12 protein-coding genes and 1 pseudogene are annotated in these 16,368 nt (G+C 59.8%); 7 read left to right on the top strand and 6 right to left on the bottom strand.

Going from position 1 to position 16,368, the window contains the following annotated elements:
• Positions 1-54: 54 nt before the first annotated feature.
• Positions 55-1,256: pseudogene (locus LB571_RS26575) on the bottom strand (DUF932 domain-containing protein).
• A gap of 416 nt (positions 1,257-1,672) precedes the next feature.
• On the opposite strand from LB571_RS26575, the gene LB571_RS26570 reads away from it, so the two are divergent.
• Positions 1,673-2,203 (top strand): MucR family transcriptional regulator, encoded by a 531-nt coding sequence (locus LB571_RS26570; protein ID WP_224599266.1) that lies wholly within the window; start codon positions 1,673-1,675, stop codon positions 2,201-2,203.
• Between the two features lie 86 nt (positions 2,204-2,289).
• Here LB571_RS26570 and LB571_RS26565 read toward each other — a convergent pair whose 3' ends face one another.
• The 4 genes from LB571_RS26565 to LB571_RS26550 form a co-directional block, all read right to left on the bottom strand.
• Entirely contained in the window at positions 2,290-2,601 is a 312-nt protein-coding gene (locus LB571_RS26565; protein ID WP_224599265.1) for a DUF736 domain-containing protein, read from the bottom strand.
• A gap of 830 nt (positions 2,602-3,431) precedes the next feature.
• Positions 3,432-5,525: a ParB/RepB/Spo0J family partition protein gene (locus LB571_RS26560; RefSeq protein WP_224599264.1), complete on the bottom strand. Its 2,094-nt coding sequence runs from the start codon at positions 5,523-5,525 to the stop codon at positions 3,432-3,434.
• Between the two features lie 565 nt (positions 5,526-6,090).
• Positions 6,091-7,170, bottom strand: coding sequence for a hybrid-cluster NAD(P)-dependent oxidoreductase (locus tag LB571_RS26555; RefSeq protein ID WP_224599263.1), 1,080 nt, complete (start codon positions 7,168-7,170; stop codon positions 6,091-6,093).
• A 90-nt stretch (positions 7,171-7,260) separates the two neighbouring features.
• Positions 7,261-8,118: a LysR family transcriptional regulator gene (locus tag LB571_RS26550; RefSeq protein ID WP_224599262.1), complete on the bottom strand. Its 858-nt coding sequence runs from the start codon at positions 8,116-8,118 to the stop codon at positions 7,261-7,263.
• A gap of 132 nt (positions 8,119-8,250) precedes the next feature.
• Here LB571_RS26550 and LB571_RS26545 point away from each other — a divergent pair, with 132 nt between their 5' ends.
• From LB571_RS26545 to LB571_RS26520, 6 genes are all read left to right on the top strand, one after another.
• Positions 8,251-9,333: an amidohydrolase family protein gene (locus LB571_RS26545; protein ID WP_318011591.1), complete on the top strand. Its 1,083-nt coding sequence runs from the start codon at positions 8,251-8,253 to the stop codon at positions 9,331-9,333.
• 11 nt (positions 9,334-9,344) lie between these two features.
• Positions 9,345-9,698: a Rieske (2Fe-2S) protein gene (locus LB571_RS26540; protein ID WP_224599256.1), complete on the top strand. Its 354-nt coding sequence runs from the start codon at positions 9,345-9,347 to the stop codon at positions 9,696-9,698.
• Positions 9,699-9,821: 123 nt separating this feature from the next.
• A complete protein-coding gene (locus tag LB571_RS26535) occupies positions 9,822-11,429 on the top strand; it encodes an ABC transporter substrate-binding protein (RefSeq protein ID WP_224599254.1) in 1,608 nt (535 codons plus the stop codon).
• Positions 11,430-11,487: 58 nt separating this feature from the next.
• Positions 11,488-12,540 carry an ABC transporter permease gene (locus LB571_RS26530; protein ID WP_263484769.1) on the top strand — a complete coding sequence of 351 codons (1,053 nt, stop codon included), beginning with the start codon at positions 11,488-11,490 and terminating at the stop codon, positions 12,538-12,540.
• Positions 12,541-12,605: 65 nt separating this feature from the next.
• Positions 12,606-13,430 (top strand): ABC transporter permease, encoded by an 825-nt coding sequence (locus tag LB571_RS26525; RefSeq protein WP_224599252.1) that lies wholly within the window; start codon positions 12,606-12,608, stop codon positions 13,428-13,430.
• Positions 13,420-15,075 (top strand): ABC transporter ATP-binding protein, encoded by a 1,656-nt coding sequence (locus tag LB571_RS26520; RefSeq protein ID WP_224599250.1) that lies wholly within the window; start codon positions 13,420-13,422, stop codon positions 15,073-15,075. Before LB571_RS26525 ends, LB571_RS26520 begins: the two co-directional genes overlap by 11 nt.
• Before the next feature lie 523 nt (positions 15,076-15,598).
• Here the strand turns inward: LB571_RS26520 and LB571_RS26515 are convergent.
• Complete coding sequence (locus tag LB571_RS26515) at positions 15,599-15,973, bottom strand: DUF3363 domain-containing protein (RefSeq protein WP_224599248.1); 375 nt, start codon at positions 15,971-15,973, stop codon at positions 15,599-15,601.
• Between the last annotated feature and the right edge of the window lie 395 nt (positions 15,974-16,368).

Genomic DNA, 16,368 nt, shown 5'->3' with positions numbered 1-16,368 from the left:
ATTCTGCGATGTACACTGCGCGGCCGGATGTCCGGCCGCGCAGTGTCATGACTGTCATGCCGCCTTTTCCAACAAGGTCTTCGCCCTGCCTTCGAGGTCCAATCGTTTATCCTGATGCGCCTTGGTGCGGGCATGCGCGGTCATGCCTTGCACAAAATCGAAGATACTTTCGGGCGGCCGGCCTTCCTCGTGCAAGACTGCCTCGATGATCTTGCCTGTTTCGCCCTTGGAGAAGCCGCGTTTGCGCAGGAAGTTTTCGCGCTCTTCGTCGCTACGGGCGGCGATCTTCTCACGAGCGGCTTTGATGCCGGCGATGAACGGCGCGGCGCTTGAGTTGGCAAAGCTCGTCAAAGCGGGCGCTGCTTCGTACGCAAAACGCTGCGCGGCAAACTTCGAATGGCGGATCGTGATTTCCTCGAAGCCTTCCACGCCCCATAGATTTCGGTTCATGCACACGGCACGGAGATAGAAACTCGCGATGCCCAGCGTCTTGCTGCCGACTTCCGAATTCCAGCAATAGAAGCCACGAAAATACAAATCCGGTTCGCCATTCGGGAGCCTTCCGGCTTCGATGGATGTGTATCGTCCACCAGAAACAGGAACGCGTCGCGGTCGCTGGCGTAAAGCGTGGTGGTGTCCTTGGTCACGTCCACGAATGGATTGTGAGCCATCGTCGCCCAATCCAGAACGCCCGGCACGTTCCACATGGTGTCACCGGTGCCATTGCCGGCGATATTCATGACGGCGGCGACAAGCTCGTGATCCCAGATGCGGCCATAGTCCGGGCCGGTCACGGCGCGAAGTTCTACGCGTCCGTCTTCCGTCTCTAGTGTCTTCATCAATTCTGCCCGATGGCTCAAGAGTCCGTGCTGCAAATTGATGCCTGCGAGCGGTGCGGGCAGTTGGCGCATATAGGTCGCTGGTACGCCGACAAGGCTGCAAAGCTGCCCAAAACTCCAATGCGTTGGTGCGATTGGCTGCTCCCGTCCGGGAACGCTTAGCGAAAGCCGCTCCGCATTGTCGCGGGTGGCTTCCACGCGCACGGCGCGACTCTCGACGGCGCGGGCAGTAGCGCGGTCCGCCCGCTGCTTCACGGCATGATAAAGCTCGGTGAGGCTCAGATAGCGCTCGTCATCGGGACGCGAGAACCATTCCGAGGAAACTCGCCCGATCCGCTCGCCGCGCGAGATATCCACGCGAAAGCCGCTGGAAGTCGCCTGCTGCTGGCTGTTGTTCTCGCCGATGGTGGTGGTCATGTTCGTTTCGCTCACTCCTTTTCGTCAATGCCGAAGGCATGTCCCCCGGCATGCCTTCCGGGGGCGCGAGAGCGCGCGGGAGTGATGGGGGCCAGTGCTGGCGCGCGGAGCCGGGTTGCATGGTTGAGCGAAGTGGATGGAAAGCGATCGAGATCATTGCCGAGGTAAGCCGCTTTGCGAGCCAGCGACCCTGCTCTGCACAGGCGGAACTGGCGGGGAAGCGAGGGGAAGCTCCTCGCTTCCCATGTGATCGGCAAGGGCATCCGCAGCCGATCGGGACGATAAAAGCGAAGCTTACTCTTATAATGTTGCGTAAGAGACGTGTATTTTGCAAAGAGACGTACTATTTGCCTCGTGGGCAGGCTGGGAAAATCAAACGTCGCTCAATTCATCTGATACAAAAAGAGGGAAATTAAATGACCACTGCTCTCGAACAAGACAACGAACTGGATACCGTGTCGATAACGGCTGACATTGTCGCCGCCTATGTATCGAACAATCCAGTACCGGTTGGCGAGTTGCCGAAGTTGATCGGCGATATCCATGCCGCTCTGAACGGCATCGGAACGCCAACGGCAGAACCGGTGGTCAAGCAGGAGCCGGCAGTATCGATCAAGAAGTCGGTGACGCCGGACTTCATCATCTGTCTGGAAGATGGAAAGAAATTCAAATCGCTCAAGCGGCATCTTCAGCACTTTAACCTGACCCCCGACCAATATCGGCAGAAGTGGAACCTGCCGGCCGACTATCCGATGGTGGCGCCGACCTATGCGGCGACGCGGTCGGCCCTGGCGAAATCAATTGGACTCGGGCGCAAAGCGCCAGCGGCCACATCTGCCGCGGCAGAAAAACGCAAACCCGCCGTGCGTGCGGCAGCAGCGAGAACAACTGCGGCTGCAATCAAGTCGCCGGTGAAGAAGGCGCGCAAGGCGCCCGCCAAAGCGTAGCCTGCTGCGTCTGACAGAGCCTAGGCTGCGCCTGACCTGAACATGGCGAAGCCCCGCCTTGCGGCGGGGCTTCGTGTCTTATCGGGTCACTCTGCGGTGCGGCGGGACCAGATGAGCGAGAAGTCGCCCTCGGTGTCAGTCTCAACCAGGCTCGCATAGATCGGAGCGGGGAAGCTCGGATCGTCGAGCTTGACGGAGTGATAGTCGCGTCCCTCCCGCGAGGTCTTCTTCCACGCCGCCCCGAACTCGGTGGCGCCGGCGAAGATGCGGAAGTCGGGACCTTTTTCATTTTCGCCATCGGCCGGAGCGAACGTGACCGTCCTGACATTGAGATTGAGGGTCTTGACCGAGCCGGAAAAGCCCTTCGCGGTGCGGGAGAAAGTGCCGATCGTAGCCATTGTGGTGGTTCCTTCTGTTTTTCTCGGGCCGCGCCCATCGCGGCCTCGATGGTGGTCGTGAGACCGGGGACGATCGGTCCGCACCGCGAAGGGGCTGAAACGAAGTGGAAGACGGCGACGCGAGGCTTTCTTGAACCGCGAGGAATGGACGCGCAGCGGCCAGGGGAAGAAAACGCAGTGGCGTCGTTGCGGGAAGACGATCGAGGCGGAGCAAAGCGAAGACGGTCTTCGGTCAGACCCAATCCGTTCGAGGACGCCGTGGGCGTGGCTTGGCGCCAACGGAAGGGAACACCAAGAGGACTATGATGGCTCACAGCCAATATCTTCCGCGCCCGGGCGCTGTTCCGTACTGTCAACGAACTGGCCTCAAACGCCAGGAGAGTGTGGTCCCTCCTCCATCGGATGAAAAAGGGACGACCCGCCTTCCCTTCATCTTTGGGCTAACCGCGATCGAGTGCCGGGCGGCATGAAGAAGACCTGGCGCGAGGGACGCGACAACCAAGCCGCCAAACCTCGTGACGACTACGAATCTCAAGTCCGGAGCATGCGCGCCCGACTCGAGCGAAAGCGTTGGCAACTATTTGCACCGGCTCCACACCATCGCGGGATGATCCCAATACGCTGACCGCTCACGCATGGTGATGCATTGTCGGGAACGGGACGCACGACGGCGCACGACGCCGAGATGCGCCGGGCGGGTAGGTGGCGGTCGCGCCCGGACGATGTTCGCCTCGGTAGACATCATCAGCGTTCCAACACTTCCGAACCTCGTGCTGTCGAAGTGTCCGGCCGCGCCAACGGCGCGGCCGAAAATTCTTGGAAAGCGCGCCTCACTCGGCGGCGACGTCAAAGGCATCAGCTTCCTCGGTCGTGTCGATCTGCGCGGTTTTTGTTTCCACCTCGGGAACGTCCACCGGTCTGGCATCTGCTGTCTCGTCCTGCTTTTCAACGGACATGGCTGGTGGCTCTGTGCGTAAGATCGCAGGTAGCCATCCGGTCCCGGCGAGCAACTGCTCGGCGGCTTCCGCCATTGGCTGCTTTTTCAGATCCGACAGGCTGTCTGCCGCCTCGTCGCTGGCAGCTTCGCGCACGGCGTCGATGATATGTGCCTTGGTGATGCGCCCGAGATACGTCCGGACGTTTGGCGTCCAATGTGCCGTCATGTCGAGGTTGACCGCCGTTGCCAGTCTGTCCGCTGTCTCGTGGGCGCGCGGCTTGCGCTCCCAAGGCTGTTTCACGGCATTGACGGTTAGCGAGGCGCAGTGAGCGAACAACGCCATGACGCTGGCGTGGTCGAGTGCGGCGATCAAGCCCCACAGGTCGCCCACATTGCGAGGCATGTCCGCAGCCCACTCCGCGTGTCGGTCCGCCAGCGCCTTGCCTGCCGCCGTATCCTCGATGCCGTCCGCATGCCCGGCGAGATAGATGCTGGTCGGGCGTATTTCCAGGCAGTGGGCTTCCACACCCTGATAGAAGGTCTGCGCGGCAAGAGCATGGGTAACCGCGACAAGGGCAATGTCCGGCTGTTCGCCAAGCGCAAGCCGAAGCCCAAGCGTCCGGTGAGCGGTCAAGTCGCGAATGAGAAGGTCCGACAACGGCTTGCCGTCGTCCTCCGCTTCTCCATCGTTCGCATCATCGCAATCTGAACCGGTGCCGGCTTCGATGATCTCGCCATCGTCGTTGAGGGCGTAACCTTCGCCGCCTTGCAGTGTTACCGCTTCCAGTTCCGGCAACTCATCCTCGGCGCGAATGAAGCCACGTTCGATGCGCGCCGATCCGTCGTGGGCAAGCACGACGAACACGCCGCCACGCGAAACAACATCAGGATCGAAGGCGTGACGCAGCGCGTCGATGCGCTCGATCTCGGCTTCGAGCCTGCCAAAACGCTGATCGACATCGTCCGGCAGTTCCTCTGCGCTATCCCATTCATCCGTGAGCCGGTTGAACTCGTCGGATGCCGTCGCGTAGGCAGCTTGATCTTTCTCCGACAAATCCACCGGTTGAGGGTATGTGCGGCGCAAGCCGTTTGCGTGGGGAAAGTCGATATGGACATCTGCCCATTTCCAGCCCTCACCCTGCCTGACAGTTTCCGAGATGCCTTGCAGCTTCTCGATCACCAATCGGTCCAGCAGAGCGGCATCCTCGTAGAACCCGCCCCGATCCTCGGTGAACAAATCGCGCAAGATAGCGCCACCGGCTTCCATGTAGGCCTTTGCCCCGATGAAGACGGCGCGCCGGTCGCTCGCCGCAACATGCGTCCGCGTCAGTTCTCGGCGGATGACGTACGGCTCGCGGTTGTAGGTGAGGTTTTCGAAAACCTGCACTTGCCGGGCGTGATCGTCGGTGATGGCGAAAGCCATCAATTGGTCAAGCGTCAGGTCGCCATCGCGATAGACCTGCATCAGCGTGGGGCTGACCGCGCCCAACCGCATGCGCTGCCTCACGACATGCGCGGTGATGCCGAAGCGAGCGGCGATTTCCTCCGCACCCCATCCTTTGTTCTCGTGAAGGTCGCGGAACGCCTCGAACTGATCGGCGGGATGCATCGCCTCGCGGGTGATGTTCTCGTCCAGGCTGATCTCGTGCGCATCGTTGACCGTGTCGATGACGCAGCGGATTGGCTCTGTCTTCTTGATCTGCTTGCGCTTCACGCGCAGCAACTGCGCCAACCTGCGGCCTTCACCTATGCTGACGAAGTAGAAGCTGGTTTCCGCGCCCTCCCCGTCAAGCTCCGGCTCCACCACGAGGTTCTGCAGGATGCCCTTGGCGGCGATGCTCGCCGCATAGGCCTCGATGACCGCCTCGCTGTGCGGGGTCTTGCGCGCATTGCGAGGCGACTTCTTCAGCTTGTTCAGCGGGATGAAAACCTCCGTGCCGTTATCGCTGGCAGTTGCGGTCTTCGCATTCGTTTCATTGGTCGTCATGGCTCTGGTCCTTTCCCGTTACATGCCGAAGGCATGCCCCTCGGCATGCCTTCCGGGGGCGCGTGAGCGCGCGGCAGAGAGGGGGGCGAATGCCGGCGAGCGGAGCTGGGCTGCGCGTCGAGCGGGCGGATGGGATCAGTTTAGGCGGTGAGAACATTCACCGCCTTGCGAGCGGGCGGCCCCGCTCTGCGCAGGCGGCATTCGCGGGGGAGAGATGGCCAAGACCATCTCTCTCCTTCTTTGCAGCGATGCATCATATGCAGTTTTGGATACCGTCGCCCCTATGTGGCGGCTGAGCTAGGCCACCGCGCACGGCTCCCCATTTAAAAAGGGGGAAGCGACCTGCCTGATGCTATAAAAAGCTTCACTTGACCTGCGATGGAGGGTGCTGCGCTGATGAAGACTGACTGGTCTGACGCAACCCTTCAGGCGAAGATCGAGCAGGTACATGGGACCCAGCTTTGAGTCTGCCTTTCTAAGAACCCAGGCGTGGAATTCAGCTGAATCGCATGCGGGACCAGCTTGCCGTCAATAGAAAATCATCCGTTCAGAACCTCAGCCGAGGTCAAAGATCGACTGAAACAGCGCCCTGCGCGCGGCTGCAACAGGCAAGGACAAAGCCAGCTGACTTTTCTTCGGATGTGAGTCCGCCAAGATCATGCATCACGACGTCGCCAGAGAGCTTGGGTATCCGGCACGTGCCGCAAATTCCCTGCTGGCAGCCGGTGGGGACATAGACACCGCAATTGCGCGCCGCATCCAGCAGGGTCTCTCCGGGCGCGCAGCGATGCTCCAGTCCGGAACGGGCGAAATGGACGGAGGACGAAATGGCAGACGCCACGTCCGAAGTAGTAGGACCCAGATCGCCTCCAAAGCTCTCCTCATGATACCTCCGTGGGTCAACGCCTGCCTGGCCAAGACCATCCCGCAGCGCCTTCATGTACTGTTCGGGGCCGCAGGCGTAGACTGTCCGCTCGCGAAGATCGGGGATGAGGCGCAGGAGCATGGGGCCGTCTATGCGGCCAGTCGGTCCGGCCCAGGCAGGATCTCGCCTGGAACAGACGCATGTCACGCTCAGGTTGCGGAATCGGGCAGCAAGCGCATCGAGTTCCGACCTGAAGATGAGATCTCGCGGCGACCGCGCACTGTAGACGAGACGCAGGTCCAGATCGGATGCTCTGTCCGTCAGGGTTCGCAGCATTGACATAAGAGGCGTGATCCCGCTGCCGCCCGCAAGAAAGAGAGGCTTTTCGCCTGGCAAGCCGTCAAGTTTGAACGAGCCCCGCGGGCCTTCAATGTTGATTTCGTCGCCCGCCCGCAGATTGTCGTGGAGCCAATTGGAAACGAGCCCGTCTGGTGTCCGCTTGACCGTAATGTGCAGGTCGAGCGGACGTGTTGGCGGCGACGAAACGGAATAGGACCTGGCCACCGCGGCGCCATCGATCGCGAGGTGAAGGACCACGTATTGCCCCGCATTGAAGCAGAACATGCGGTCTGAGGCGGCCGAGAACACAAAGGTCTTCGCGTCGTGCGTCTCGTCGATGACCGCACGGCAGAGCATTGCCTGTGGCGATGCGTCAGCCCATTGCCGCTGCCGCATTCTCGCAACAAATTCGGAACTCGGAAATGAAGTGAGTGCGTTCATGTTTAGCTCTTCAAATGACGCCGCAACATGGCAGCCGGGCACTTAGCCGAATAGTAGCTCCAGACCGGTTTTTTAATCGGGAATTTCGATCTACGTCTCGAGCGACATCACCGCCAGCTGCAGCGCACGAAGCCCTTTGCGGATGATCGGCTCATGCTTGCGCCGGGCGAGCATGGCCGTATGGACGGGCTGGGAGAGCGTCGGTGCGCCCTCGACCAGGAACGACGGGCACTCGGCCGTAAACCTGCGGGCATCGTCGTTGCGCATGTAACAACTCCCCCCGGTTCGCCGCAGCATGGCTTCGGCCAGGCTCTCGGATCCCATGGAAAGGCGGGAGATTGCCAAAGAAGGGATCAGCTCGGAATGGGTTTTCTCAAGGACGACGGTGTAGCCTGGCCGAATGTAGCTGTCAGGATCGACCTCCGACATCGTCCTGGCAAAGGTCGAGACCATCACATACTCCTCGACCATAAGGTGCTCATAAGCAATTTCGGGAAGATAGCGGGGCGCGTAGAGCACGGCTATGTCCAGATTTCCCATGCTGAGATCGGTCACCATCTGGTTGGAGTAGTCGGATTCCACATGGATCGAGGCTTTGGGAAGGGCCTGACAGAGCGCCTCCACCCACCCAGGCAGCACTGAGCGGGTCATGCCAACCTGCGCGGCCACGCGCAGGGTTCCTTCGAACCGGTTGAACGCGCGCACGTCGTGACGCGCCTGCGACCAAGTCGACAACATCGCCCGCGCGTAGGCTTCGAAACGACGCCCCGCCGCGGTCGGTTCAGCGCCAGCGCGACCACGATGGAAGAGCTCCGATCCTACCGCGCTTTCGAGGCTCTTGATCCGAGTGCTGACCGTCGACTGCGTAATGTTCAGCCGGTCGGCAGTCCGGTTGAAGTTGCGTGATTCGATGATGTCGAGCAACGTTCCAATGTGGTCCAGCTGCACGTGTTGCGCCTCAATCGAAAAAACCGATCATTACCCAGAGATCATTGGCTTGATCCGCCAATTGTCAAGGCGGAAGCTGGGCGAGCTAAACGGCAAGTAAAGCCGCGGTCTGGAGAGGGAGCAAAAGCTAAAGTGTTTATCGTCGACTGCGATTGTCACAACTACTGGTCCAGCGCCACGGTATTGGAACCGTATCTTTCCGGCATCTGGAAGGACATGTTCATCGAGGGCGAGAAGACCGGCCCCAGAGGGTCCTTCCCGCATGGCCATCGCCCCTGGTTCCATCCGCAGGATTTCTCGCGAAAGGACGTGCGACCCGAGACCGAAGCCGACAACTATCGGATCATGAAGGAAAAACATCTCGACAAATACAAGGTCGGCGTGGCGATCCTGACCGGGGACGAGCCTATAGAAGCCTCGACTCTCGCAAACCCCTATTACGCCAGTGCGCTGGTCAGTGCCTACAATGACTATCAGATCGCCGAGTGGTTGCCGAAAGACAACCGCTTCATGGGTTCGATCATCATTGCGCCTCAGGATCCAAAGCTGGCGGCCGCCGAAATCCGTCGGCTAGGCAGTCATCCTCGCATGGTCCAGGTTCTAGCCTCCCAAGGCTCCGTGAAGCCCTACGGCGATCCCTTCTACCACCCGATCTACGAAGCCTGTGCGGAGATGGGATTGCCGTTTGCCATTCACCTGGGCGGCCACGGTGGCGTCAACTGGAACGCCGTCGCGCCTGCCCCCACCACCTTCTTCTGGGAGACACACGCAATCCTGCACATGTCGGCGATCAGCCATGTCGCCAGCATGATTGCCCACGGTGTGTTCGAGAAATGGCCGGAACTCTATTTCGTCGTGGTCGAATGCGGCGTCGCCTGGGTGCCGACTGTGCTGTGGCGCCTCGACGCCGACTACAAGGCGCTGCGCAAGGAGACCCCTTGGCTGAGAATGCTGCCGTCCGAGTACTGCCGCCGAAATATTCGGTTTTCCACACAGCCCCTGGAGCAGCCCGCGAATGTGCAGCATCTCTGGTCCATTCTGGAAGCGATGGACGGTGAGAACACGCTGATGTTTGCGTCAGACTATCCGCATTGGGACTATGATGACGCCAACACGCTGCACATTCCTCCTGCTTGGAGGACGAAGGTGATGGGTCAAAATGCGCTCGATGTTTATAAGCGGATTCCGGCCCTGCTGACCGCGAATGCTGCCTGACGGAGCAGACCATGGCCGAGAAAATCTTCATCTGTCGCGCCGAGGAGATCGAAGCGGGCACACCCGTCATCGCAAAAGTCCGCAGCCTTTCGGTGGGTGTCTTTCGCATCGGAGAGACATTCCACGCGCTGCTTAATATTTGTCCGCATCGCGGGGCACCGCTGTGTGAGGGGCCACAATGCGGGACCACCGCACCGGTCGACGAAGCGCGGTTCATCTATCACCGGGAAAATGAGATTGTGCGCTGCGCCTGGCATGGCTGGGAGTTCGACATCAAGACGGGTTCGGCACTTGTCGACCCGAGCGTGCGGGCGCGAACATTCCCGGTCGTGGTCGAGGACGGCAACATCTATGTGACCGCGTAACGGTCAAAGGGATCAGCAGCTCGATGAAGAAGGCGAAAGCAAGGGAAGAAGAGTTGGCAAGTCGACGTGCATGACGAGGGTTAATTATAACGCGGAAAAAAATCCGCCAATGGGAGAACGAAAATGTCGGAATCTGAGTACAAGCTTCGCATCGCGCAAAGTCTGATCGGTCGCGGCAAGGTCTCGCGGCGTGACTTCATCCATCTAGGGTTGGCGGCAGGCCTCACCATCGCGGCCGCAGATAAGCTCTTTGTCACGGAGGCACGAGCAGAACCGCAGCAAGGTGGCTTTGCGAAGCTCGGCATGGCGCATGGAGCGACTACAGATTCCATTGATCCGGCCGGGTATCCCGACACTTTCTCCCAAACCGCCTTTTCAGGCGCTATGTCCAACAGCCTGACCGAGGTGGATGCGAAGGGCGGCATACAGCCAGACCTGGCAGAAAGCTTCGAATCTTCCAATGGCGCCAAGACGTGGGTCTTCAAGCTGCGCAAGGGCGCGACCTTCCACAATGGCAAAAGCGTGACCGCAGACGATGTCGTGACCTCCATGCGGTATCACATGGGCGCCGACACCAAATCTGCGGCGAAGCCTTTGCTTGCCTCTGTGAAGGACATTAAGGCGGACGGCCCAGAAACGGTTGTCTTCACACTCGACAGCGGCAACGCCGATTTCCCCTACATTATGAGCGATTATCATCTCGTGATCATGCCTAGCGTTGACGGGAAAGCCGATTGGGCATCAGGAGCCCGAACCGGCGCATTCGTGCTCGAGAATTTCCAGCCCGGCGTTTCGGCCAAGCTCAAGCGCAACCCAAATTATTTCAAGAACGGCAAGCCTTACCTGGATGAGGTGGAGTTCGTCGCCATTACGGATTTGGCCGCACGCATGGCTGCACTCTCGACCGGGGAAGTGGATTACATCGGCCGCGCCGACCTGAAAACACTCGGCATGTTGAAGCGCAATCCAAAAATCGACATCATCGAGATCACCGGATACGGGCATTATACCTTGCCGATGAACGTCACCATGGCGCCTTTCGACAATCGGGATGTGCGCATGGCAATGAAATGGGCGATCAACCGACAAGAGATCGCCGACAAGATTTTCCTCGGCCATGCTACCGTTGCCAATGACGATCCAATTGCGCCGGCGATCAAGTTTTACAAGAACCCGGAGCCGCAACACAGTTTCGATCCCGAAAAGGCCCGTCATCATCTGAAGAAGGCGGGGATGGAAAAGCTGAAGGTCGATCTCTCGGTCGCCGACGCCGCTTTCGCTGGGGCGGTAGACGCGGCCGCACTCATTCGCGAGACGGCCGCACAGTGCGGCATCGACGTCAATGTGGTGCGCGAAGCGGAGGACGCATATTGGGACAATGTCTGGCTCAAGAAGCCGTGGTGCGCTTCGTATTGGAGTGGTCGCGCCACCGCCGACTGGATGTTCACGCAAGCCTTCGCGGCCGAATCCAGCTGGAACGAGTCCTTCTGGAAGAATCCCCGCTTCAACGAATTGCTCGTCCAAGCCCGAGCCGAGACGGATGAGGCCAAGCGCGCCGCCATGTATGCCGAAATGCAGCAGCTGACCCATGATGATGGCGGTACTATCGTGCTGGTGTTCAACAACTTCGTCAGCGCCAAATCCAAGAAACTGGCGCATGGCGATGTGGCGCCGAATTGGGAAAATGACGGACTGAAGATGGCTGAGCGCTGGTGGATGGCTGAGGCATAGAGGTGTTTGCCAAGCGCGCCGGTCGCACAGCGGGCGGCGCGCCGTTGGGACTGCGCGCATGCGTGTGAATCCGGTCGCAAAAACGGTTCTGCAAAGGTTAGGCCTCGGCCTGATCACGTTGTTCGTCGTTTCCATCATCATCTTTTCGGCCATCGCAATGCTGCCTGGCGACTTCGCCAAAGCGACGCTCGGCCAAGCCGCTACCCCCGAAACAGTCGCGGCCCTTCAACACGAGATCGGCCTCGATCGCCCGCCAATCGCACGCTATTTCAGCTGGATTGGTAAGATGGCTCAGGGTGATTTTGGATCCTCCTTCGCCAGCCGGACTGGCTACCGGCGAACAGTCGCGGAAATCATCGCACCTCGCCTTTACAACACGATGTTCCTGGCGGTCATGACCGCGCTCATCGCAGTGCCGCTGGCGCTGGGGTTGGGCATTCTTGCGGCCCTCTACCGCAACAGCTGGTTCGATCGGCTTGTAAACACGGTGACGCTTACGACAATTTCGTTCCCTGAATTCTTCGTCGCCTACATGCTCGCCTTCCTGATCATCTCGCGCGATACGTTCGCCGGGACGGAGTTCGCACAGTCTCTACCCGTCTGGCTTGCGGCTTCGATCAACTGGACCCTAAACGTCGTACCGAAGTTCCCGACGCTGGCCAATATCAGCGACCAGACGCCTTTCTGGGAGCACGTCTGGCGTGCGGCCTTGCCGTCCATCACGCTCACACTCGTCATCGTCGCTCACATGATGCGAATGACGCGCGCGGCGATCATCAACATGCTTTCAAGCCCCTATATCGACATGGCTCGGTTGAAGGGAATGACGCCAATGGTGGTCGTGCTTCGGCACGCTTTGCCAAACGCCTGGGCCCCGATCGTGACGGTTGTCGCCTTCAATCTTGCCTACCTTATCGTCGGCGTCGTGGTTGTCGAGGTGGTGTTCGTCTACCCCGGCGTCGGCCAACTGATGGTCGATGCCGTGAAATCGAGGGACGTACCAGTCGTGCAAGCCTGCGCCCTTGTCTTCGCCGCCACCTACATCCTGCTCAACCTGATCGCCGATATCATTTCGATCGCGACCAATCCGAGGCTTTTGCACCCAAGATGACAAGTGCGGAGCCCCTCATTCAGACCACGAGAGCGCTCAGGGTAAGGCGCACACGCCGATCTCGCATGTGGATAGCGCTGAAGAAGGCGCCGCTCAGTGCCTGGTTCGGCATGGTTGTAACCCTCTGCTACGTTCTGGTCGCTCTATTTGCGCCTCCCGTCGCTCCTTATCGAGAGACGCAGGTCTTTAGCGAGGCATTCGCGCCCTGGAGCCACGAGTTTATGTTCGGGACTGACCAACTCGGTCGCGACATGCTCACTCGACTAATCTACGGGGCTCGCAACACGATCGGCATCGCCGTTGCCACAACCATCATATCCTTTGCAGCCGGTGTGACGCTCGGCCTGCTGTCTTCAATGTACCGAGGGTGGCCTGACCAGCTATTGTCACGCGCGGTGGACGTCTTGATGTCGATCCCCAGTCTCATTTTTGCGTTGATGCTGCTCTCCATATTCGGCTCCTCGATAACCAGCCTCGTCTTGATCATCGCGCTGCTCGATTCGACGCGTGTGTTTCGTCTGGCCCGAGCCGTTGGCCTGAACGTGGTGGTAATGGAGTATGTCGAGGTCGCGCAATTGCGCGGCGAAGGTCCCGCTTGGATTCTGCGCAAGGAAATCCTGCCCAACATTATGCCGCCGCTCATCGCGGAATTTGGCCTGCGATTCTGCTTTGTATTTCTGACGATCGCAGCATTGTCCTTCCTGGGCGTCGGCATACAGCCGCCATCGGCTGATTGGGGGTCGATGGTGCGGGAAAACGCAACGCTGATCACGTATGGCGACGTCACGCCGCTGCTGCCGGCGGGTGCCATTGCCCTCCTCACAGTAGCCGTGAACTTCGTCGTGGACTGGATTCTGCATTCAACGAGTGGACTACGTGATGAAAAGTAGCAGTGCCACGGCGCGCGAAAAGGGAACAGATCTTCTCAAGGTCCGGGACCTCCACGTTGAAGGCTTCTCGGACGAGCGCTGGCACCCGATCGTTCGGGGCGTGGATCTCTCGCTTAAACGCGGAGAAGTGCTCGGGCTGATCGGCGAATCCGGCGCCGGGAAGTCGACCATCGGCCTTGCGGCAATGGGTTATGCCAAGCCGGGGTGCCGTATTACCCAAGGCTCGGTGCTGTTCGACGGGGTCGATCTTTTGTCAATGAGCGAAGCCCGCCGTCGGCGCCTCAGGGGTTCCCGCATCGCCTATGTGGCGCAAAGCGCGGCCGCCTGGTTCAACCCGGCTCACCGGCTCCTGGATCAGACCGTGGAGACGGCGGTTGCGCACGGGATCGCCAGCAGAGACAAGGCCAATCGCGACGCTATTGGCCTTTATCGACGCCTCCAGCTTCCAGAACCTGAGACCATCGGCTTCCGGTATCCGCATCAGGTGTCCGGTGGTCAGTTGCAGCGAGCCATGACGGCCATGGCCATGGCTTGCCGGCCCGACCTGATCGTGTTCGATGAGCCGACCACTGCGCTCGATGTGACGACGCAAGTGGAGGTCCTGGCCTCCATCCGCAGGATTGTTGAAGATTTCAACACAGCAGCGATCTACGTCACACACGATTTAGCCGTGGTGGCGCAAATGGCGGACCGGATCATGGTTCTGCTCCATGGACAAACCGTCGAGGAAGCCGACACACGGCAGATGCTCACTACCCCTACCCAGGAATACACCCGGACCCTCTGGGCCGTGCGCAAGCTCGCCAAAACGGAGATTCGGACCCAGGACCATTTACTCGCCATCGACAATGTCACCGCGGCTTATGCCGGAAGGGTTAAGGTGCTGGTGGACGTGTCCATCAAGGTTCCGCGCGGCCGGACGGTAGCAGTCGTGGGCGAATCAGGGTCGGGGAAATCGACGCTCGCGCGCGTCGTTACCGGTTTGCTGCCTGCGATGTCTGGATCGATGTCGTTTGATGGCAAGCCGCTTACCCTCTCCTTGAAGGGACGTTCGAAAGACCTGCTGCGCCGCATCCAAATGGTATATCAATCGCCGGACAGCGCCCTTAACCCTCGCCAGACTGTGGAGGAGATAATTTCGCGTCCGCTTGAATTCTACTTAGGCTTGAAGGGGCAGCAGCGCGACGAGCGGGTCGGCGAGCTCATGCACATGATCGAGATGGACGAAAGCTTCCTCGACAGACTGCCCGGTGAGTTGTCCGGTGGCCAGAAGCAGCGGATCTGCATAGCCCGCGCTCTGGCTGCCAATCCGGAGTTCATTATTTGTGACGAGGTCACCTCGGCACTGGATCAGATTGTGCAGGAAGAGATCCTGACGCTCCTGATGCGCCTGCAGCGCGAACTCGGCGTCAGCTACATTTTCATCACCCACGATATCGCGACAGTAAGAGCGATCGCGGACGAGGTCGTGGTCATGCATCAAGGGAGGGTGGTGGAGCAGGGCTTGAAGACGGAGATTTTGACACCCCCGCACGCTGCCTACACCGAACTGCTTCTCTCGTCCGTACCGGAAATGGATCCGGATTGGCTGACGGAACTGCTGGCACGACGCCAGAGGCAAGGCATTCTGGATGCGGCCGGCTGAAATCGACTGAGGGTGGAACACGTTTCGCTCACGCCGGCTCGCAATCGAAATATTGGTTGCATGTGGCCAACTCCCTATCGGTGGATGATCCCTGCACGGCAACCTCCCAGCGCATCTCCAGCAGCTATAGCCGAACAGGCTTGCCAGGCCGGTCCCCTGAAACACCCGTTGCATCGCTGGCACCTCTTTCATGAGGCAACGGAACCGGATTTCAGGCGATCGTCACTGATGGTCGGAGCCAATGGGAACGCGGTTATGCGAGAGCTGCGGCGTCTGATAGGCTGGACATTGATGGGGCGTGGTGACAGTGAACCTTGCCGTTCGGTCACGGTGATCATTGAATGTGCTGGGCTCGTGACGGCTTCGGGGCCGTCGATGACAAAAACACTTCTCATGGAGAAGCCGACCCAGCTTTCGCCTTTGGGCCGCCGATCGTCGGCAGTAGACATCGCGGCGGCCGGCGAGGGCGGATAACCATTTTACTTCCGCCGGTGTGCGGTCAAGCCGCCACGCTCGAAGACGCTCAAAGTCCCATCCCGCGCATCCTGCCGAAGCTCCACTCGATATCGCCGCTGTCACGGGTTATGCCAGTAATATGCTGGCCGATGCGCTTTTCGAGTGCTGGCTGCCACGGCACGAGCTGTAAGCCGACCCCGTCGTCAATCATTGCGAAGCGTCTGGAGGCGAGATTAGCTGCTCCAACCAGCCGGCCGCTGACGTGCTCCCCAGTCTGATGCTTTATAAAGCTCAGCTCGCGCTCGGCCGCCATCATACGGCCGACGCGGGCGACTTCGGCCTGTTCGAGCCGGTGCAGCAGGTCCTTTGACGCTCGGATGCGTCCGTCGTCCAGGCGCGTGGCTTGGCCCATGTCGACGAGACTTTGCCGACGTTTGTCCAATCGCCGCTAGGTGCTCTGCAGATCCCCGCGGCGCTTTCTTGAGAACGCAGATTTCGGGATTCGTTATCCGCAAGTGATAGCGGAATGAACAAGCGCCTGGATGTACTGACGACGGTTTTGATCCGCCTAAAATTAGTCCGGCCGAACGCGAGCAATGGTTCTCACTCACTGGCCCCGGAAGCCTCCACCAGGTCGACGCGGAGTGCTCCAATCAGGATGCCGTTTCCACTGCTGATATCTCTGCCGTGCTGGCCGGCGACGCTCAGTCGCACTGCATGCCCAGAACGCAAAAAACCGTCCCGGTTAAACCGGGACGGTCAGACTGCTGACAAACCCCTGGCAATTGCCGGGGGTTTTTGATTCACTGGGTCATGTTGAAGCGACCCGCCCCCGAA

Origin of the sequence: Mesorhizobium sp. BR1-1-4, from assembly GCF_020165375.1 — a bacterium.
GTDB lineage: Bacteria > Pseudomonadota > Alphaproteobacteria > Rhizobiales > Rhizobiaceae > Mesorhizobium > Mesorhizobium australicum.
The sequence above is the reverse complement of the archived record's forward strand: the minus strand, read 5'-3'. Positions and strand labels throughout refer to the sequence as shown.

Excerpts from the sequence above, each read along its gene's own strand:
- LB571_RS26520 (WP_224599250.1), top strand. The coding sequence starts at position 13,420 with ATGAAAAGTAGCAGTGCCACGGCGCGCGAAAAGGGAACAGATCTTCTC.
- LB571_RS26535 (WP_224599254.1), top strand. The coding sequence starts at position 9,822 with ATGTCGGAATCTGAGTACAAGCTTCGCATCGCGCAAAGTCTGATCGGT.
- LB571_RS26565 (WP_224599265.1), bottom strand. The coding sequence starts at position 2,601 with ATGGCTACGATCGGCACTTTCTCCCGCACCGCGAAGGGCTTTTCCGGC.
- LB571_RS26560 (WP_224599264.1), bottom strand. The coding sequence starts at position 5,525 with ATGACGACCAATGAAACGAATGCGAAGACCGCAACTGCCAGCGATAAC.
- LB571_RS26530 (WP_263484769.1), top strand. The coding sequence starts at position 11,488 with ATGCGTGTGAATCCGGTCGCAAAAACGGTTCTGCAAAGGTTAGGCCTC.
- LB571_RS26525 (WP_224599252.1), top strand. The coding sequence starts at position 12,606 with ATGTGGATAGCGCTGAAGAAGGCGCCGCTCAGTGCCTGGTTCGGCATG.
- LB571_RS26540 (WP_224599256.1), top strand. The coding sequence starts at position 9,345 with ATGGCCGAGAAAATCTTCATCTGTCGCGCCGAGGAGATCGAAGCGGGC.
- LB571_RS26570 (WP_224599266.1), top strand. The coding sequence starts at position 1,673 with ATGACCACTGCTCTCGAACAAGACAACGAACTGGATACCGTGTCGATA.
- LB571_RS26555 (WP_224599263.1), bottom strand. The coding sequence starts at position 7,170 with ATGAACGCACTCACTTCATTTCCGAGTTCCGAATTTGTTGCGAGAATG.